Annotated in this window: 15 protein-coding genes, 1 pseudogene and 1 CRISPR repeat array; of the genes and pseudogenes, 11 read left to right on the top strand and 5 right to left on the bottom strand. The window is 43.4% G+C overall.

The genetic code is table 11. The features are described from left to right. Positions 1–41: 41 nt before the first annotated feature. Positions 42–1214, bottom strand: coding sequence for an NnrS family protein (locus tag BM122_RS08170; RefSeq protein ID WP_256211955.1), 1173 nt, complete (start codon positions 1212–1214; stop codon positions 42–44). 433 nt (positions 1215–1647) lie between these two features. On the opposite strand from BM122_RS08170, the gene BM122_RS08160 reads away from it, so the two are divergent. Next, positions 1648–2121, top strand: coding sequence for a PepSY domain-containing protein (locus BM122_RS08160; protein ID WP_074905113.1), 474 nt, complete (start codon positions 1648–1650; stop codon positions 2119–2121). Positions 2122–2275: 154 nt separating this feature from the next. On the opposite strand, the gene BM122_RS08155 is transcribed toward BM122_RS08160, so the two are convergent. Next, positions 2276–2953, bottom strand: a complete 678-nt coding sequence (locus BM122_RS08155) for a lipocalin/fatty acid-binding family protein (protein ID WP_074905112.1) — start codon at positions 2951–2953, stop codon at positions 2276–2278. A 901-nt stretch (positions 2954–3854) separates the two neighbouring features. After that, a complete protein-coding gene (locus tag BM122_RS08150) occupies positions 3855–4145 on the bottom strand; it encodes a hypothetical protein (protein WP_143083362.1) in 291 nt (96 codons plus the stop codon). A 424-nt stretch (positions 4146–4569) separates the two neighbouring features. Between BM122_RS08150 and BM122_RS08145 the strand changes: the two genes are divergently transcribed. From BM122_RS08145 to cas6f, 7 genes are all read left to right on the top strand, one after another. Further along, positions 4570–5556 (top strand): helix-turn-helix transcriptional regulator, encoded by a 987-nt coding sequence (locus tag BM122_RS08145; RefSeq protein ID WP_074905110.1) that lies wholly within the window; start codon positions 4570–4572, stop codon positions 5554–5556. A 74-nt stretch (positions 5557–5630) separates the two neighbouring features. Continuing rightward, positions 5631–6620 carry a type I-F CRISPR-associated endonuclease Cas1f gene (gene cas1f / locus BM122_RS08140; protein WP_074905109.1) on the top strand — a complete coding sequence of 330 codons (990 nt, stop codon included), beginning with the start codon at positions 5631–5633 and terminating at the stop codon, positions 6618–6620. Then, complete coding sequence (cas3f, locus tag BM122_RS08135) at positions 6617–9904, top strand: type I-F CRISPR-associated helicase Cas3f (RefSeq protein WP_074905108.1); 3288 nt, start codon at positions 6617–6619, stop codon at positions 9902–9904. The genes cas1f and cas3f overlap by 4 nt, the downstream gene beginning before the upstream one ends. A 9-nt stretch (positions 9905–9913) precedes the next feature. Further along, complete coding sequence (gene csy1 / locus BM122_RS08130) at positions 9914–11599, top strand: type I-F CRISPR-associated protein Csy1 (RefSeq protein ID WP_074905107.1); 1686 nt, start codon at positions 9914–9916, stop codon at positions 11597–11599. Continuing rightward, positions 11596–12645 (top strand): type I-F CRISPR-associated protein Csy2, encoded by a 1050-nt coding sequence (gene csy2 / locus BM122_RS08125; protein WP_074905106.1) that lies wholly within the window; start codon positions 11596–11598, stop codon positions 12643–12645. Before csy1 ends, csy2 begins: the two co-directional genes overlap by 4 nt. Positions 12646–12658: 13 nt before the next feature. Next, positions 12659–13687 carry a type I-F CRISPR-associated protein Csy3 gene (csy3, locus tag BM122_RS08120; RefSeq protein WP_074905105.1) on the top strand — a complete coding sequence of 343 codons (1029 nt, stop codon included), beginning with the start codon at positions 12659–12661 and terminating at the stop codon, positions 13685–13687. A gap of 11 nt (positions 13688–13698) precedes the next feature. Then, on the top strand, positions 13699–14283 hold the full coding sequence (gene cas6f, locus BM122_RS08115) for a type I-F CRISPR-associated endoribonuclease Cas6/Csy4 (RefSeq protein WP_074905104.1): 585 nt from the start codon (positions 13699–13701) through the stop codon (positions 14281–14283). Between the two features lie 131 nt (positions 14284–14414). Continuing rightward, a CRISPR array of direct repeats spans positions 14415–16062; the repeat unit is 28 nt; unit sequence GTTCGCTGCCGCATAGGCAGCTTAGAAA. Positions 16063–16391: 329 nt separating this feature from the next. Here cas6f and BM122_RS22315 read toward each other — a convergent pair. Together BM122_RS22315 and tnpA are read right to left on the bottom strand one after the other, a co-directional pair. Further along, positions 16392–16742, bottom strand: coding sequence for a hypothetical protein (locus tag BM122_RS22315; RefSeq protein WP_143083361.1), 351 nt, complete (start codon positions 16740–16742; stop codon positions 16392–16394). A 419-nt stretch (positions 16743–17161) separates the two neighbouring features. Further along, positions 17162–17404, bottom strand: a pseudogene (gene tnpA, locus BM122_RS08105) (IS200/IS605 family transposase); the annotation flags it as partial. A 688-nt stretch (positions 17405–18092) separates the two neighbouring features. Between tnpA and BM122_RS08100 the strand changes: the two are divergent. The 3 genes from BM122_RS08100 (at position 18093) to BM122_RS08090 (ending at position 19465) form a co-directional block, all read left to right on the top strand. Next, positions 18093–18446, top strand: a complete 354-nt coding sequence (locus BM122_RS08100; protein ID WP_074905153.1) for a hypothetical protein — start codon at positions 18093–18095, stop codon at positions 18444–18446. A gap of 58 nt (positions 18447–18504) precedes the next feature. Further along, positions 18505–18939, top strand: coding sequence for a hypothetical protein (locus BM122_RS08095; protein ID WP_143083360.1), 435 nt, complete (start codon positions 18505–18507; stop codon positions 18937–18939). A 205-nt stretch (positions 18940–19144) separates the two neighbouring features. After that, the gene (locus BM122_RS08090) at positions 19145–19465 is read left to right on the top strand and encodes a copper-binding protein (protein ID WP_074905096.1); all 321 of its coding nucleotides are present in this window, start codon (positions 19145–19147) and stop codon (positions 19463–19465) included. Positions 19466–19572 lie beyond the last annotated feature (107 nt).

The following is a 19572-nucleotide window of genomic DNA, read 5'->3' as shown; positions in this document are numbered from 1 at the left end:
TCAGTTTTGATTTAGAAATGGAATAATAAGTGAAGGAAGTATTAAGTCCTATCTTTTGTCAATGTTTGTTGCCTCACAGATTTGCGAAACGGTGTATTAGCCAGGCAATCCAGCAAAACAAATAAAACAAGCAGAAAGCTAGTGCTCCAGGCTACTGCTGCAGTAGCCAATAATATTTCTCGATAGGCGCTAAAATCAGCGCCCATACGCGTGAGAGCAGCAATACTCATGATGCCAGTCATTACCACGAGCTGCGGTATTCGCGAAGGATATTGCTTTACATGCAGCAATGTCACGCGCACCATGACATTAGCGGCGAGTGTACCTAATGCGCCTACCGTGATTGCGTGAACTGCGGTACTAAAATAGTCGCTTCCAGTCAGCTTTACCCAGCCCAATAGCACGAGCCCCACTGCCAGCCAACTATAGCCTAACCCTAGACAAATCAGATCAGGCCGTGCCAGGCAATGCCATAACTGCCAGCGAAACATCCGGATAGCTGCCAAAATTCCACTCATAATCAGCAAAATACCTGATACGGGAGTTGCGACTGGAGCCAGCACGAAAGCAGTTGAAACTGTCACAATTAACCCGGCTTCGATGTGCGGCTGAACCCTTGCTTCAAGCTCCATTCCTTGCCGATAAAATTCGCCGGCTACTGCTGGCGCCAGCATGCGTCCTCCTATGAAAAGCATCAGCAAGGCGAATAATTGCACGCTCTCGTCCAGCAAATAACGATGCAGCCAGCGATAGTCAAGCTGGTTCATCAAAATGATTGCAATCGTAATGGCACAAATCAGACCGAGCAATGGCACCAACGTCCGATTACGCCATTTCTTCGCAACCCACAGACGAGGCAGTAAATGCCAGGCGAGCAATGTGACAAAGACAGCATTACTGACCAAAGTCAGCCAACTGGCAGAGTCGACTAATCCCATTACCCGTGCCAATAGCCACGAAATCATGAATAAGGCTAATCGTTGCGCAGGCATAGGTCCCAGCAGATAACCAGCGATCAAAGCCAAAGCGAAACCGAACAGCATTTCAAAAGCGTGGCTGGTTGATGTGGCTAGTACTTCCGGTCCGTAACCATGCCTTGCCAGCATGGCCAATGGCACCATCAGCACGGCATAGGCACATGCTGCCAGAAAGAACCATTGATGCGCGTGGACTTTGGTTTTTTCCGGAAACCAGCGTAACAATATATTTTTCAATTGGGTAATAGGCTTTTTATGCAAATTTTTATTTTATTCTATTTCGCAATCAAACTTGATTGTGTCGGCTTCTCTTTGTCATATTATTTATACTGTCTGCGGCTCGTCTTCGCGTCATATTTGATTTTGAAGTGGAATTAGCTGCAAACTTAGCTTCGCTAGTTATGATCGATCGCAGCAGTAAACAAACTTGCTATCCTCTCAAACCAGCTTTACCAGCACAGCATGAGGAAACACAGATGATGTCGTTGCCTGATTCATTACTTTGAACAATTTTAATGCTAATTAAAATATTGACAATCATTCAGTTAAAGAGTAGATAGAAATCAACGAAAACTTTTTTCGTTGCGATCTTTTTGATTGTGCCTACAAAGGTAGGTGTATCGATAGATTTTAATGAATGCATATTCGGCTACGGCCAAAGGAGATTTTTATGAAAAAACAACTTTGGATTGTGGTGGCACTAGCCACTTTTTTAGCAGCATTCGGCCAGGCAAATGCCGGTGGAAAAGAAATAAACAAGGATCAAGTGCCCAAAGCGGTCCTCGAAGCCTTTGAAAAGGCTTACCCCAATGCCAAAAAAGTAGAGTTCGAGAAGGAGATGTTCGAAGGTAAAGAAGCTTATGAAGTGGAATACAAAGAAAATGGCAAGGAGTACGAAATTCTGTATAGCTCCGAGGGCGAGGTCCTGCAGAAGGAAGAAACCATCGATGTTAAGGATCTACCTGAAGCGGTAGTTCAAGCCATTTCCAAGACACACCCAAAAGCGACCATTAAAGAGACAGAGAAGGTAATGAAACCTGATGGGACAGTTTCTGGTTACGAGGTAGAAATCAAGGCAGAAGGGAAGAAACTCGAACTCGAACTGGATCCCAATGGGAATATTTTGAAAACAGAGCAGGATTGAGTTTTATCTTGATACAAATCCAAGACAACACTCCTCATCTACTAGCCTTTCTTTTAACTAGATGGGGAGCTGTTACTAACCGCCGATGTATTTACTAGCTGTCGCAGCGTGAGCGAGATTTAATTCGCTCACTAATCTGATTCTTAGCTGATTCTCAGCTCAATACAGCTACATCATCCCAACTAATCTGACCATCATGAACACCGATCAATTTAATTGAAACATCAGGCCCAAAATTGATGAGGAAATCGTCACCTAGAAAATGGGCATCAGTGATAAAACTAGCTAAATGTTCTTTTGATTGCAGCCCTAGCCCAGTATCAAAAACAATTTTATCGTGTTCGGCGTGGTGAAAATCTTCAATTTCCAAATGTGAAGCTTCGCGGAAATAGAAACTATCTGATCCACTTCCGCCATGAGAACTCTCATCTCCACGCACCACTAGATTGTCATCGGAAGAATCAAAACCTCTATAGACTAGACTACCATTGTATTTGAAATTGCCACCGGATACGCTTTCCGAGAAACGAGTATAAATTCCATCCCCCTCAGGATCGGACAGAATTGTGGTTTCAGTACCAAATGGCTTTTGCTCAGTGTGAATGATATTGTTACCGCTGACGGTATAAGTTTCGTCTCCATCTAAATTTTTCTGTTCAAACACGCCATCTTTAAATTCAAAAACAGCGGTTACTTGACCATTCTCAATAGTGAATTTAAAAGATTTATGATTTCCACTTCCAGTAGGATTATCATCACCAGAACTATTGTTAAGACCCCCTTTATCATCTAAAAGATCATGGTTTAAGTCGTCATCTGCACCTTTACTCATAATAATCCCCTTTTTAGTCTTCAATTAATTTAAAACCAACAGCGATAAACCACTCTGTCTTCATATTCACCTTTGCATAAGCTCGGCTCACTGCATCGATCTAATTTTTAAATTTGCCATCTGGAAATAATGAAGCCTCATTTAAAAAATCACTATTCCAAGGCTATCGCAATAAATACACAACCTGCCTATCAATTTATACCGAAATCATCGCGCACTTTACTCTTTATTGCCTGCTTCAGGAAACGCTCTTAGAACGAATATCTATGTAATTAAGGGCACCTCTAGAAATTCAGAGTTCTAAACAAGACAAGGGGAGAACAAAAAATGTTGACGCAGCCTATAACTGATAGGTAAGGAAACATTTTTGGTGAACAACGAAGTATTGTGACGAAGGGGGGGAAGCAGGTAATCCGCAAAGCGGATGCTCGCAAATATGAATTTTAGAGGTGCCTTTAATTGAATAAATGCTACCTCTTGGCCTGCTGCATTGTCCTGGCTGATGGGGAAGATTAATGATCACGAATGTTTTACCCTATTCGCAGTAACTCTTGAATAAACTTTATGACCAAAAGAGATCGTTTTAAGCCGAATAATATCCAAAATAATTACTCATTCATTATTAATTCCCGTTGTGCTGACACTTGCAGATCAGATCTAAGAATGTTTTTTCGATTGACTCAGCGCGATTCCTCCGATCACTTTGCTTTTCGGGTTTCGATCCGCAACAATAGATGGCTGACGAAGTTTAGTCGGATATGTCGATCGCATTTTCGAATCATCTTGTAGCCCTATTATATCAATCTATTAACGACTCGAAAAAAACCAACGGCAGTTTACCAGGAAGGATAAATGTTATACCTCACGCGGTTACACTACAGCATACCCAAGAAAGCGCCCATCAAAAAGTGTATGGCATCAACAAAGAAGACCCGCGCTTGCCTTGCTTTTCCTCTTCCAGTAAGGGCTCAAGCTTGTTGTGTAAAAATTCGTGCTGCTTATCCGGATCGGCTTTAGAGGGGATCACTGCCATTTTTCGAGATTTCATGCAGAGACGTTTATGCATGAAGTCGCGGCAGGCACTTAAAGCCGATTGAATCCCGGTGAGCTTTTCAATCTCACAGGCCGCCTCAGCAACAGCGTGCGACCGATGGGCTTGGAAACGTGTTTGAAGTACTTCCGAATAGAGCAACAATGCACTTGCTGGGACAATGACGCTGGGATGAGCAAAGAGCCGTCCCACCAACTTCGATATACGCCCGCAAATAGCGTATCACGCTATCTCCGCTGGCTCGTGCAATGCGGCCAATTTCTTGATGAGGCAATTCCAGCGCATTCATGTAGCTATGAATATCGAGCCATTTCACGTCATGGTCATGAAAACGGAGATCCAGTATAGAAATCACCGGATCCCAGCTATCCCAATCTGAATCACAACAAGCTTTATAAAATGACAATTGAATGGTACATTCACTTAGCAGTATGATGATGGCCTATCATGTGACTCCCTGCTTTTGTCGTGTAACAGAAGCAAACCCTTGGCAAAGCGCGACAGCAGGTTGATTCGTGCATGGATTAGACTATGCTGTAATAATAATAAAAACAGAAAAACCAGGATGGATCGCCTACAGCGCATTTACAAATTACACCAAATACTTGCCTCCAGGCGATCTCCCGTTTCACGCCAGATGCTTGAAGAAAGACTGGAATGCTCACCTGCTACGGTCAAACGTTTGATAGAAGAATTGCGGTTGTACTTTAACGCACCGCTGAAATATGACCGAGAACACAATGGCTATCTTTACGACAGCCAAGAGGGAGAAGTCTTTGAGTTGCCAGGACTCTGGTTCAACGCCAATGAACTGTATGCCTTGTTAACCGTGCAGCAGTTACTGGAGCAAACCCAGCCCGGATTGCTGGATGATCATTTCAAGCCGATAAAAAATCGGCTTGAAAAAATTCTGGCCACTGCCCAGCTCAACAAGAATGAGATTGCCAAACGCATCCGTATCCTGCGGATGACCGCGAGAAATACTGCCAGCGAGCATTTCCAATCTGTAGCGAGCGCCTTGCTACAAAGAAAGCGGCTGCACATCCACTATCACAGCCGCAGTGATGACCAGACTACCCAGCGGCAGATTTCACCTCAACGCCTCACCCATTATCGTGATAACTGGTATCTGGATGCTTACTGCCACAAACGCAATGCGCTACGCAGCTTTGCCGTTGACCGCATCTGCGCATGCCGTTCACTCGATCAGTCCGCGCTCGAATTCGATGAGGCCGAACTCGATGCCTATTTCGCCTCCAGCTACGGCATTTTTGCCGGCCAACCCAAAGAGACCGCCGTGCTGCTTTTCTCTCCCGAACGCGCCCGCTGGGTAGCTGATGAGCAATGGCACCCGCAGCAGCAAGTTAAGCTGTTACCAGATGGCAGCTATGAACTGCGCATTCCCTATGCTGATAGCAAAGAACTTGTGATGGATATTTTGAAATATGGTAACGGAGTTGAAGTATTAGAGCCTGCCGAACTGCGCCAGGAAGTCATCAATCAGTTGCAAGCAGCGATCGAGAAATATAGTGAGGGCAATGTCAGATTTTGAGCCTGTATATAACGTATTCTGCAAAATACTAAACTCTGGTTATTTTCTAGAACATAAGGATATAAATATTGCCAATGGAATTACTTACAGATTTGAAAGCAATACTCCATTCTAAGCGAGCGAACATTTATTACCTTGAAAAATGTCGTGTCATGCAGAAAGACGGTAGAGTGCTTTATTTGACTGAAACAAAAGATGAAAACCTTTATTGGAACATCCCAATTGCTAATACTACCGTGATCTTATTGGGAACTGGAACATCGATAACCCAAGCCGCCATGCGTATGCTAGCAAGCGCTGGGGTTTTAGTCGGTTTCTCTGGTGGTGGAGCCACGCCATTGTTATCAGCTAATGAAATTGAATGGCTCACACCGCAAAGCGAATATAGGCCTACAGAATATGTGCAAGGTTGGCTAAGTTTCTGGTTCGACGAGTCTAAACGATTAAGAGTCGCGAAAGCCTTTCAACAAGCCCGTCTTGATTATATCAAACGTATTTGGGATAAAGACCGCGAACTCAAAAACGAAAACTTTTTCATAGACAACCTCGAAATCAGCTCGGCTATGGATAACTACGCAATCCAAATTGAAACCGCCGAGAAAGTCGGTGATTTATTGCAACGCGAAGCGCTGCTGACTAAACAACTGTACCGCTACGCCGCCAAAGCCACCCAATTTGGAGATTTTACTCGCGACCACCAAGCTGCTGATTTCGCCAACGGCTTTTTGAACCATGGTAATTACCTGGCCTATGGCTTAGCTGCCAGTACTTTGTGGGTATTAGGCATCCCGCACGGATTCGCTGTCATGCACGGTAAAACCCGACGCGGCGCACTCGTTTTCGATGTTGCCGATCTCGTCAAAGACGCAATCATACTGCCCTGGGCATTTATTAGTGCCAAAGAAAAGATGAGTGAGCAGGAATTTCGCCAGCAATGCTTGCAGAAATTTACCGAACACAAAGCCTTGGATTTTATGTTTGAGCAAGTCAAGCAACAAGCCATTCAAAACATTGAATCCCCTCTCTCTGCGGAAGAGGGAAAGGGTGAGGGGAAACACCCATGATGGTGACTTTTGTCAGCCAATGTGAGAAAAAAGCACTCAACCGCACGCGTCGTGTGCTCGATGCCTTCGCCAACCGTATCGGCGACAACACCTGGCAAACTGTTATCACTGAAGAAGGCCTGGTCGCCGTCAAGACCCTATTGCGCAAAACCGCCACCAAAAATACCGCCGTGGCTTGCCATTGGATACGGTCGAGAAGCCGCAGCGAGTTGATTTGGATTGTTGGGAATCGCAGGAGATTCAATGCAGAAGGGGTGGTGCCGGTCAATTGGACAAAAAATAACCTGATACACCATGACTGGGAAAAAGGTTGGCGCTTAACTGAAATTATAGCTATTGCTTCGGCAATTGCAGGATTGTTCCATGATTTGGGCAAAGCAAACGATTTGTTTCAGGACAAGCTTAACATAGAGATAAAAAGCAAAAAATTCGAGCCATATCGGCATGAATGGATATCTTTACGGCTTTTTCAGGCTTTTGTTGACGGACGTGACGATCAAGTATGGCTGGAGCAATTGTCAAATGTTGACGAGCGGTTAGAAAAATATATTTTGCAAAAAATAGTGATGGATAACCCTCAGTCGAATGAATTCAATAACCCATTCAACATGTTGCCAGAATTTGCAAAATTAGTGGCTTGGCTAATTGTCTCACATCACCGTTTACCCGTTTATCCAAAACAAGGTCAAGTGGAACCAAGTCTTGATTATATTAATGACTGGTTAAGTCAGTTTTTTGATGATGCATGGAACTCGGTCAATAGCCGAAATCATGAATGGGAAGAACGAAGTTTAAAAGCTAATTGGTCATTTTCAAATGGCACTCCAATGATTAGCAAAACTTGGCAGAAAAAAGCTAATGAGTTATCGAAGCGCGCTTTATCTTGTCAGGGATTAATTGATGTTGATTGGTTTCGCCAGCCATTCGTGATGCACTTGTCGCGTCTGGTTTTGATGCTTGCCGATCATCATTATTCCGCCAAAGACGTGCAAGCCCATTGGCAGGATTCCAATTATCAAGCTTACGCAAATACCGACAAACAAAACCAGCTCAAGCAAAAGTTGGATGAGCATAATGTCGGGGTGAGCCAGCACGCCTTTGAGTTCTCATTAAAATTAAGACGCTTACGCGAAGAATTACCCCCGCTCACCGACAATAAAACCTTAGCCAAAGGCCCGAAAGAAGACCAAGAGCCATGGCAAACTAAGGCATATCAAGCTGCTCAACAATTTCAAAGCCAGGTCAAAGAGCAAGGCTTTTTCGGCATCAATATGGCCTCGACAGGAAAAGGCAAAACCTTGGCCAATGCCAGAATTATGTATGGATTAGCCGATGAGTTGGAAGGTTGCCGTTTTAGTGTCGCATTAGGTTTGCGGACATTGACCTTGCAAACCGGAGAAGCATTGCAAGAACGCTTGTCTCTCGATAAAACTGAAATTGCTACGCTCATTGGTTCTCAGGCAATTATGCGCTTAAACCAAATTATGCAAGCTAAAGAAAACGATGACAATCCATTTGCCATGCGAGGTAGCGAGAGCTTGGATATGGGGTTGGATGATGACGGTTTTGATGTCTTTTATGAAACAGAACTCTACGAAGGCCAATTAGAAAAGTGGTTTCAAAATAATCAAAAAGCGAAGAAATTGTTACATGCTCCCATATTGGTCAGCACTATCGATCATTTAACACCGGCAACCGAAGGAGTGCGTGGCGGCAGACAAATTGTGCCGATGCTTCGCCTACTCACGTCCGATTTGGTTTTAGATGAACCGGATGAATTTGATTTAAACGACCTACCCGCACTTACGCGTTTGGTGAATTGGGCTGGCATGTTAGGTGCAAAAGTATTGCTTTCCACGGCAACTATGCCGCCAGCACTGGCTTATGCTTTGTTTGAAGCCTATCAAGAAGGCCGGAAAGCATTTAACTCCGCAGCTAGTCATCTTGAAGTACAAAAACCTATTATTTGTGCTTGGTTTGATGAATTCAGCACACAATTTTCAGAACAGCAAAACCTGCAAAGTTTCATCAAAGCACATGATGAATTTATCCAAAAACGCATTACCAAGCTGAATCAAGATAATTTGGTGTTCCGCAAAGCGAAATTACTGAAAATAGTCACAACAAACGAGGTATCGCCACTCAATACAATAAGCGAAGCAATCCGGTATGGCATGGTGGCATTGCATCAGAATCATCACCAACAACACGAATCCTGTAAAAAAATTTCTATTGGCTTGGTGCGTATGGCTAATATCAATCCACTCGTAGCAGTTGCCAGATTGCTTTATGAAAATCCTGCACCCGAAAATTACAGGATCCATTACTGCGTTTATCATAGCCAATATCCATTAGCGCAACGGGCATTCATTGAGAGTAGGTTAGACCAAGCCCTCAACCGCAAAGATAATCGAGCCATTTGGAGCATTCCAGAAATCCAACACGCTTTGAGCAATTGTCCCGAACAAAACCAACTTTTTGTGGTATTGGCGACTTCGGTATCGGAAGTGGGGCGCGACCATGATTACGATTGGGCCATTGCCGAGCCCAGTTCCATTCGCTCAATTATTCAAATCGCAGGACGTATACAACGGCATCGTAAGCAAAAGCCTGGAACAGAGAATTTTTACATTCTGGCTAAAAACTATAACGCATTGAAATGTAAGGAGATTTCTTATGAAAAACCTGGATTTGAAGCTAAAAACCGAAAGCTAACCAGCCACGATTTGCATGACATCCTGCAAGAAAGTCAATTTTCAGCACCAAATGCCATCCCAAGTATCCAGCGGCCTAAGAGATGGGCTGAAACGTCGCCATTTTCAAACCTAGTAACACTGGAACAAATAGCCTACCGCCAAAAAATGTTTGAACATGTCGTTGAAAAAGGCCCTGCATGCCTATGGTGGAAAAATCAGGTGACATGGTGCGCCGAAGTCCAGCGAAAGCAACCTTTCAGGGCCTCAGTACTCGACCAAGGGTACTGCCTCTATCTTAATGAAGAAGATGCTGAACCTGTTTGGCAAATCAAGAACGAGAACATCTATCCCATTGAATACAAGGAAGTAACGGACATTATAGACATTGACCTAAAACCAGTTCTGGGCAATCAATCATGGTTCGCTTTTGATGTTAAAGAACAATATGGACATTTAGCAGAACAGTTAGACAAACCGTTGAAATACATTAGCCATTGCTTCGGTGAAATACGATTGACTGATTATGGCAATGAAACAATTAAGTGGTGTTATTCCCCTTTACTTGGGGTTTTTAGAGAAATTAAATAGGGATGACTAATGAAAAATGCCCAACAAGCAATAGAAAACTTTTTTAATGAAAAAATTCAAGAGGAAATTTCAAAAGGCTATGAAGAAATACTTAAACCCATAAAGGATAAAAAGCAAAATCATGACCATAGAGAAGTTTTAGAAAAATGGACGGCAGAAGAGGACGCTATTGAATCAAATCAATGGACTCGAAAAAAATTAGAACAATGGATGGTGGTTTGTGGTTCCGATAGAGAATTATCACAACTAATTGAAGAGTCGTTAAATTTATATCAAGAAGCTTCTGACTCAAATCAATTGAAAGAGAAGCTTTCTGAAAAGATTAAATCCTTGAAAAAGAAAATTAATCAATCTCAATTATCTGAACAAAATAAAAACTTTTCTGAAAAAATAGATAAAGAGAAACTTCAACCAGATAAGCATAATAAAAATAGACGATTACTTAAAAAATTATCTGAAATTGACACTGAAATAGCTAATGCCATGAAATCAGCAGAAAAGGCTGCTCAGGAAAAATTTCAGCGAAATAAATGGATTAATGATGCTGCCCAAAAAGCCACTGAAATCAGTATTGGCATGACCCATATTGCTAAACTGACCCATTCCAGCACGAGAGCATCCAATATAGATTCAACAGTATTAGGCGAAAACTCTTCAAAAACGCTATTAGTTACCGTTAATTGTGCAAAAGAAATAAAAAAAGATTTTTCTTATTCCACAGCGGCGTATTCTCCGATTGCAGAATTTTTGCACTCAACTGGAAAAGAAATATGTACAAATTCTACCTTATTAAAACCTTATGCCGAAGACGATAAGCAGTTAAAGAAATGGCAAGAACAATTTAACTACGCTTTTAACGAAAAAAATAAATCTAGCCATGTTTTGGCAAAGCAGGTTTATTTTCCGGTAGAAACCACCAACTATCACTTATTAACCCCGCTGGTTTCTTCAAGTTTGGCGCAACTCATTTATGAGCGTATCTGGAAAACTCGCCAAAAAGACATGCCAGGTAGAGAGGCTAGAAATAATAGTGTCTTCAGTCAAGAAACAGATACTTTGTTTAATAAAACAGCAATTTTAAAAGTAACTCAAAGCCAACATCAAAATGTCTCAAATTTAAACGGCAGTGGCAATGGTAAACGTACTGGACAATTAATTTTATTGCCGGCCATATCGCCACAATGGCAGACTCAAACTAAACTGCCCATCCATCTAAAAACAGTATTCAATAAGCAACTTGCCGCCCAAGCCAGAGAACCGTTAACAGAGCTCAAGAACTTACTGTTAGCTATTAATGCACACCGCCTCAGTGTCAATTTTCAACGCAAGCAGATTATCCGGGAGCTAATCGCTGCTATTGCTGATATTGTTTTTGACCATGCCGTTCAGATTCAAGGGCTTAAACAATTTGCGGGATGGTCACAGGAGTCAAAATTACCAACTCATCAACAATATTGGCTTGATCCGTTAAGGACGGATGAAGAATTTCAGAATGCCAAGTTAACGCTAGATTGGTCGCCCGATGTAGTGATTGATTTTTCTAAATGGATAAACCGAAATATTAAACATAAGCAACTTACGCTAGGGGCAGCACATGAAAAACAGTGGCAAAAACTATTCGCTCCCTTGCTACGCGAATTTAACGCGCTTAGCGAAGCGGATTTGGCAATCAATACTGAAAAGGTAGAAGCATGAATAATGCTTACATCATTTTTGAAAGGATTAGCGTCCAAGATGCCAATTGCATCGCTGGGTTTACTTATGGATTTCCTGCTGTTACCCATTTTTTAGGCTTTGGCCATGCTTTATCACGAAAGCTAGCGAAAAATTCCAGATTATCGCTTCAAGGTTGCGCGGTTATTTGTCATCAGCACCAAATACATGTCTATCAACATAAAAGGTATAGCGACTATTTCTTTGCTCAAACAAAAAATCCACCTAGAGAGAAAGGGAAGGACAATAAAGGACGAGAAAAGGCCACAACATCTCCACCCATTATCGAAGAGGGCAAAATGAGCATGACGGTTTCTTTGATCATGGCTTGCCCTGATTTGAATATAGGCCGGACGGCTGAAATTAACACGTTAAAGGAAACACTCCTGAATTTGGCATATCAGCACCGCTTAGCAGGTGGCTCGATTCAAAAAATTGCTGCTATCCATGTGCTTAATCAGGATGAAGAAAAGCTACTAAAGAAAATTAAATGCTTGCTATTACCCGGATTTGTACTGATGGATCGTACCGATTTATTAACTGAACATTATGAAAACATAAAACAACAGCAACCAGATGCCGAATTAATCGATGCTTGGCTGGACTTTTCTGCACTTAAGTACCAAGCCAAACCCAAATTGCAAGACAACGAGTTTGAGGCAACCGATAAAACCCAAGCCGAGTGGGTACGGCTCGAAAAGCCCGCCAAAGGTTGGCTTGTTCCGATCACCAACGGATACAAAGCTATTAGCCCTGTTTACCAACCGGGCGAAGTCGCAAACACTCGCGATGCCATCACCCCAGTTTGCTTTGTAGAAGCAGCGCACAGCATCGGCGAATGGCGCAGCCTGCACCGTATCCAAGGTCTGGCAGACATGCTTTGGCATTACCATTATGAACAATATTGGTATTTATGCCGACAAGGTGAATTGGCACAGGTAAGCCCAAAATCTAGCTTAACTGAGCTTGAGTCTAGGGCTGAAGTTGACGATGATTTTGAAGATGATTTTTTCGATTTCAACAATTAAAGGAGAAAAAATAATGGCTGCAAAACAAACTAAAACTACTGCGTTGGATCTGCCATCGGTACTAGCGTTTAGCCGTAAACTGGAAGTTTCTGATGCGTTAATGACATCAGGCTTATGGATTGATATTGACAAACACGATCAATGGCAGCCGATCAAATTGCATGAAAAAAGAAACCGTGCTACCAAAAGCCAGTATGGCGTGAAGAATGATAAAGAAAAAGCAGAACCGAATCTTTCGTGGGGAGATGATGCAGCCCTACCACATGAAGCCGATACCTTATGCGTCAGCTTTACGTTAAAAATTTTGGGTCAACTTGAAGAGCCAACGGCTTGTAACGCTCCAGAGTTCGAAGAAAGACTCAACCAAGTCATCAAAACGTACCGAAATGAACATAAATTTGAAGAGTTGGCGGTTCGCTACGCCAATAACATTGTCAATGGACGGTTTTTATGGCGCAATCGTTGTGGAGCCGAAAACATTTGCATCATTGTGAAATATCGCGACCAACAATGGTATTTTAATGCTTACGATTATTCATTTAACCAATTCAGCTTATTACCAGATGACAGTAATCATCCTTTCGCGCAATTGGTTACTACGGTGCAAAATGGTCTAAAAGGTGACAGTTTTGAGTATCTTGAAATAACAGCATTTGCCAAGATAGGTTTTGGTCAACATGTATGGCCCTCTCAAGAAATGGTGCTCAATCCTCCCAAAGGTGAAAAATCAAAGTTTTTATTCCAATTAAATGGATGCGCGGCCATGCACTCAGAAAAAATAGGCAATGCCTTGAGGACTATCGACACCTGGCATAATGTCGATTCCAGTGCAAGAGTCATCGCCATAGAGCCTTATGGTTCGGTCACATCGCGAGGGATAGCACATCGAATTGAAAAAAACGATTTTTACACTTTGTTTCTTCAATGGCTGAATGACATCGAAATACCCAATGAACAACAACATTATGTAATTGCAACATTAATTCGCGGTGGAGTATTTGGCAAAGAAGATGAAAAGAAAAAACAAAAATCTGATGATTAAGGTAACTAAGCATGAAATATTATCTAGAACTCAAGCTGTTACCCGAAGAAGACATTTGCATCAACTTTCTCTGGTCTAAAGTCTTCCAGCAAATTCACCTAGGTTTGGTTGAAATGCAGGATGATCGTAAACAAGTGCCAATTGGAGTATCGTTTCCGGAGTATGTTGTAGGCGAGAGATACAGCGTCCTGGGCGGTGAGTGTCGACTGTTTGCTCACGACGAAGCCATGCTCGCCCGTTTTAATGCCGCGAAATGGCTGGACCGCCTGAGCGACTATTTACATTGCACGAGCATCCGCCCCGTGCCTGAAAAGCTTAAGGGATATGCGATTTACCAACGCCAGCAACCCAAAACCAGCAAAGAGCGCTTAGCCCGGCGTTATACCGTTCGGCATAATGTGAGTTATGACGAGGCGTTGCTTCGTTATAACGGGATGACGCATAAATCCATAACAACACCGTTTATTCGCCTCAAGAGTTTGAGCAGCGTTAAAAAATTTTGTTTGTGGATTAGAAAAACAATAATTTCAAAACCTTCAGGAGGTACTTACAGCAGCTATGGTTTAAGCAACAAAGCCACCGTTCCTGAGTTTTGACCCATTTTTTTTGCTCTTTAAAAATATATAAACTAATCAGTTAATTATATTTATCAGTTTTTAGATGGGTAAATTAAGGAAAATCCCTCTGTAAACTGTTATGTGACTGGCTTTAAGTTTTTTTATGATCTGTTCGCTGCCGCATAGGCAGCTTAGAAAAATCTCACCTATGGGTAACACTGCTGCTGTTAGTTCGCTGCCGCATAGGCAGCTTAGAAAGCTCGAGGTGGACACGTCGGCCGGCGTGTTGAGTTCACTGCCGCATAGGCAGCTTAGAAACGATCAGTTCCTCGGGCATCGGTTCGCCGAGCGTTCGCTGCCGCATAGGCAGCTTAGAAATATATCTCGATCAAGGAGATCATCGAGCACCAGTTCGCTGCCGCATAGGCAGCTTAGAAAAAATTCAGAATATGTTTCTATTTTAGCTATGAGTTCGCTGCCGCATAGGCAGCTTAGAAATCGCCGTTAGACTGGCATCTTAATGTGCTACCGTTCGCTGCCGCATAGGCAGCTTAGAAAGTGCTGGGCCACTGGCTCAGACGCGCGCCGACGTTCGCTGCCGCATAGGCAGCTTAGAAAACCGTGTCACGCAGCTCGCGCAGGATTTCCGGGTTCGCTGCCGCATAGGCAGCTTAGAAAGTGCTGGGCCACTGGCTCAGACGCGCGCCGACGTTCGCTGCCGCATAGGCAGCTTAGAAAACCGTGTCACGCAGCTCGCGCAGGATTTCCGGGTTCGCTGCCGCATAGGCAGCTTAGAAAGTGCTGGGCCACTGGCTCAGACGCGCGCCGACGTTCGCTGCCGCATAGGCAGCTTAGAAAACCGTGTCACGCAGCTCGCGCAGGATTTCCGGGTTCGCTGCCGCATAGGCAGCTTAGAAAAATTAGGGGAAGCAGAATTACCAAAGGTTGTTGTTCGCTGCCGCATAGGCAGCTTAGAAAGGTATAGGCAAAGCTGCTGAAAGTATCTTCAGGTTCGCTGCCGCATAGGCAGCTTAGAAAATACCCGCTGCAACCACGTTTTGGCGTCCAGTGTTCGCTGCCGCATAGGCAGCTTAGAAAATTTTCGGAATCGAATTGAATTGGATTCACAAGTTCGCTGCCGCATAGGCAGCTTAGAAATTAAAAGCGGCTTGAAGTCTTTATCTCAGACCGTTCGCTGCCGCATAGGCAGCTTAGAAAAAGTCCATTTGCTCCACCTTCACAAATACAACGTTCGCTGCCGCATAGGCAGCTTAGAAACAAGTGCGCCGAGATCGTTAATGCAAGTAGTGGTTCGCTGCCGCATAGGCAGCTTAGAAATCGAGGAGCCGATTGTCTCGAACCGCTATGTCGTTCGCTGCCGCATAGGCAGCTTAGAAATTGGTGCGGCAGGTGCGAGACTTTCTAATCCCGTTCGCTGCCGCATAGGCAGCTTAGAAAATCTATCGTCATCCGATCGCCAGTGTTTGATAGTTCGCTGCCGCATAGGCAGCTTAGAAATGCAAAAGCCCGACTAGCGTATTAACGCTGCGGTTCGCTGCCGCATAGGCAGCTTAGAAATGATCGTGAAGCTGTACAAAAAGGCGCTGAAAGTTCGCTGCCGCATAGGCAGCTTAGAAAACAAATCCGCCGACGCTTTGGCCGCGGTCAATGTTCGCTGCCGCATAGGCAGCTTAGAAAGCTCAATCGCTGCCACGCCTCGATCTCGCTGTGTTCGCTGCCGCATAGGCAGCTTAGAAAGAGAACGTCGCGCTCAACAAGCCCTGGGACGAGTTCGCTGCCGCATAGGCAGCTTAGAAGCAGCAGATACAAAAGAATTCTGTGACTTTTGGAAAGGATTACTTGCCCATCTTTCTAAACTCCTGCATGAGGTCGAGAGTTTGCGTTCCACTTTCTTAACCTCTTTCCTGAATTGATCTGTTTCGAAAGTAACCTTACATCCAGTGCAACGGTTACCATCCTGCTTAAACTATCTCAAAGGCTTCTTGATCTTAGTCTTGCAATTAGGGCAGGTAATTTCGATGTTCTGGTCGTTAAATAATCCCATAGCTTCCCCTTTAATAGTTTGGTGGAACTTTCTATTCTATCAGCATAGGAGAGGCCGCCTATTCAGCCAATGTGTAATAAAACTATTTAAGGATATCAATTGTGATGACTGATTCTTTTTCACAATCCATGCAAGTGAAGAAAGTGTCGACTATGCCCATATCTCCAAATATTTTATGTGGTTCACCCCCTATTCTTTTCAGCTTTGTCGAACCGCAATGTCTACATCGATGACCATGAGGGTTTGCGTTATGAAAGCTTTCTATCTTCTCATTCAATGCGCAATTTTCGAGCTTAAGGCTCTGAATTTGAGATTCAAGGTGGCATATCATATCTGCCAAAGCAGAAGTCTTTCTTCTGCATGCAGAAAGCTCATTCTCGTAAGTTATGAGCTGATCCTTCAACAACAGAAGCTGCTCTTTAAGAGTTTCCATAGATCCATGCTCCCTAATAAGCTTTTCAATAACCTCGATGGCCATGATAGGGCGAGGGTAAGCAAACTAAGTCGTATAGTACTCACGAATGTCGCTGCCAAAGAAGTAGCACAGCTTGAAAAGTCCGGTGTCCATCGTTCTGTCATTAACAAAATTGTCATTTCAACTCGATTGAGGTGAGACAACAATTTATTGCAGATTGCCAGAATCAGTTTACCGGATTATCCGTTAAATTTTTGTGTGTGGCAGTCAATTTGTGGATGCAAATGGCATCAGTTGCACCCTTTATGGATTGCATCCAGAACTAGGAACCATAAAAGCTAGCTAAATATTTAGTTAAATTACCTCCGGCAAAGCCGGAGGCTTATTTTTGTTGGCCCCTCAAAGGGGCAAAAAGCTGGTGCCACCTAAAGGTGGCCTCATATACCCAGCTTGAGTTGGTCATAGTGTTCATACTCTTTCTCTTGATGTCGAATATATTCTCTGACCATCTCTTCATCTAATTCCACCGTGGATACAAAATAACCACGTGCCCAAAAACTCTCACCTGTAAAATTCCTTGTTTTTCCCATAAATCTCCGCGCAATCGATATCGCACTTTTCCCTTTGGTATATCCTACTATGTGGGATACCGAGTACTTCGGCGGAATACTAATACACAATCAGGGTGACCGCATCACATGGTCAAACCTTTAATAGTACCCCGGCAAAGCCGGGGGATTACCTCGTTTATTTAGGTGTGAGATGGCAAAAATTAAATTGATTGGATTAACCGGGGCGATGGGTGCGGGTAAAAGCATGATTACTCAGCTTTTGCGTTCGCTGCCGCATAGGCAGCTTAGAAAAATAGGCATGTCACGGTAATAGACCAACCATGTCAAAGATCTCGTTGAATCGAATATTCTTCCCATCGCAGGTCATATGACTTCTTTGTTAATTTGTTAGCAGGGTTGGTGGTTTTTATCTTCTGAGAGAAGAAACCATTTTTTAACATTAGGTTTTCACAGGCTTTTCCAGTCGAGGTGTCGTGATCCTTATGCCGAACTCACGTTAAATAGGAAAGATACTTATGACAAACTGTTCATCCAAGAAATACTTGAGGGAACACACCAGCGGTGCTGGCTGGGTCGTTCCTTCAAAATCCTTTTTTCAGGGACAATTTAATAGTAGACTGCATATTGTAAGTTGTCTCAAGAAGTGGTCTTATTCCATTTCTAAATCAAAACTGACTTTGTCGGCTTCACCTTGCCGTATTATTGATACTGTCTGCGGCTCGCCTTCGCGTCATTTTTGATTTGGAAATGGAATTAATTGCTAGCCCTATACTTCAACTCATTCGGGAAAGATATCATGAAAATATATAAGATTTCTGTAATTTTGATTATTCTTGCTTCGTTGACTTCCTGTGCACAAATGCATCCTCATCCAATGGATATGACGCAAGCTATCCAGAATGCTAAAACTCCTGCTGACCATGAGGCGCTAGCCAAACATTATGAAGCGACAGCGAGGGAGATACAGTCAAAAGCACAAGAGTATAAGAAGCTGCTTGAGAAATACGAAACAAATGCTCCTCACTATGGTAGACAGGCACAGGATTTGCAGGGCCATACTGCGGCTTTGGTCCATCTATATGAACAGGCTGCAAAAGCGAATAGGGATATGGCTGATTCTCACCGTAAAATGGCTGCAGAGATCAAGTAATGTTTGATCAGCAAAGTAGCAAGATTCGGCTCCCAGTTTTAAGAATGTCCTTTTCGGCATGAAGCACTGGACCCTTTCTATTTGCTCCCGTCAGTTTTCCTTGCGCTATTCGAAACGCTTGTTAAGCGGAGTATTGCTCATATCGTTGTTAGTAGTGCAAGCAAAGATCATGCTGGAGGGTTGTCTGGTAATGCCCTATCTGCCAGCACCACAGAGCATGGAGCATAGGGAGGGGCCTTGTGCCGAGCCTGCCTCACCTAGTGAGCGAGTTTGTCTGGCTAATTGTGAATATTCGATAAGCAAACCCAAGCTTACCGGTGAGGTCGCGTTGCTTGATGTTATTGTCGGGTTACCGGTGTTAATGATTGTGATGGGTGTTCTCATTAGTTTTTCACCTCATACTTTCTATATTGCATTCGTACCCGCCATCGGGCCGCCTTTATATCTGCTGTTCCTGCGTCTTTTCATTCCCATTCCTTCCTCTCGTCATTGATTGAGTGGATTTCTGCACGCCTGTCGACGTCAGCAAATTCCATTCGATTCAATAAATATCTTAATCGTTTTCCAAACTTGTGTTGCTTGCCTCGCTGAGAGGAAAGCGCAGGGTGTTTTGCCAGTGTGCCAAGATATATTTATTTGTTTGGATCGTCAGACCGATTGGTATACAAAAAGTGGTTATTTATTCAGGAGTGAGGATCATGAAACGAAATGTAATGAGTGTTTTTGTCAGTGTTTGTGTTGTATTTGTATTGGCTGGATTGATCACCATGCAGTTTGCTGATGCTGGCGCTGTATCTCATGAGGGAACGGCAACAGTAAAAGCGATTGAATTGGACAAGAACATCGTAAAACTTGCCCATGGGCCGATTGCATCGCTCAAATGGCCAGCTATGGTGATGAATTTCAAGGTCAAGGATCATGCACTCATGCAAGGAATCAAGGTGGGTGATAGTGTGACTTTTACATTCATTCAATCGAATGGGGACTATATGGTCACGCATATCCAGCCAGATAAATAGGGAGAGATATCTAGAGCAATGGAATGGACTCCTCCACCCTGCTAGGGGTACGGTAGCAATTTCAACTTAAACAGGAGACCAACATGAAACAAATCGCTGTTGTCGGC

Origin of the sequence: Nitrosomonas communis, assembly GCF_900114745.1 — a bacterium.
Lineage (GTDB): Bacteria > Pseudomonadota > Gammaproteobacteria > Burkholderiales > Nitrosomonadaceae > Nitrosomonas > Nitrosomonas communis_A.
Note: the sequence above shows the minus strand (reverse complement) of the source record. Positions and strands in the feature narration are given on the sequence as shown.

Bases quoted from the DNA above. Each gene is read 5' to 3' on its own strand.
- BM122_RS22315 (WP_143083361.1), bottom strand. From the start codon at position 16,742: ATGGAAACTCTTAAAGAGCAGCTTCTGTTGTTGAAGGATCAGCTCATA.
- csy3 (WP_074905105.1), top strand. From the start codon at position 12,659: ATGGCTGCAAAACAAACTAAAACTACTGCGTTGGATCTGCCATCGGTA.
- BM122_RS08100 (WP_074905153.1), top strand. From the start codon at position 18,093: ATGAAAATATATAAGATTTCTGTAATTTTGATTATTCTTGCTTCGTTG.
- cas6f (WP_074905104.1), top strand. From the start codon at position 13,699: ATGAAATATTATCTAGAACTCAAGCTGTTACCCGAAGAAGACATTTGC.
- cas1f (WP_074905109.1), top strand. From the start codon at position 5,631: ATGGAATTACTTACAGATTTGAAAGCAATACTCCATTCTAAGCGAGCG.
- BM122_RS08145 (WP_074905110.1), top strand. From the start codon at position 4,570: ATGGATCGCCTACAGCGCATTTACAAATTACACCAAATACTTGCCTCC.
- csy1 (WP_074905107.1), top strand. From the start codon at position 9,914: ATGAAAAATGCCCAACAAGCAATAGAAAACTTTTTTAATGAAAAAATT.
- BM122_RS08090 (WP_074905096.1), top strand. From the start codon at position 19,145: ATGAAACGAAATGTAATGAGTGTTTTTGTCAGTGTTTGTGTTGTATTT.
- csy2 (WP_074905106.1), top strand. From the start codon at position 11,596: ATGAATAATGCTTACATCATTTTTGAAAGGATTAGCGTCCAAGATGCC.
- BM122_RS08160 (WP_074905113.1), top strand. From the start codon at position 1,648: ATGAAAAAACAACTTTGGATTGTGGTGGCACTAGCCACTTTTTTAGCA.
- BM122_RS08095 (WP_143083360.1), top strand. From the start codon at position 18,505: ATGAAGCACTGGACCCTTTCTATTTGCTCCCGTCAGTTTTCCTTGCGC.
- cas3f (WP_074905108.1), top strand. From the start codon at position 6,617: ATGATGGTGACTTTTGTCAGCCAATGTGAGAAAAAAGCACTCAACCGC.
- BM122_RS08155 (WP_074905112.1), bottom strand. From the start codon at position 2,953: ATGAGTAAAGGTGCAGATGACGACTTAAACCATGATCTTTTAGATGAT.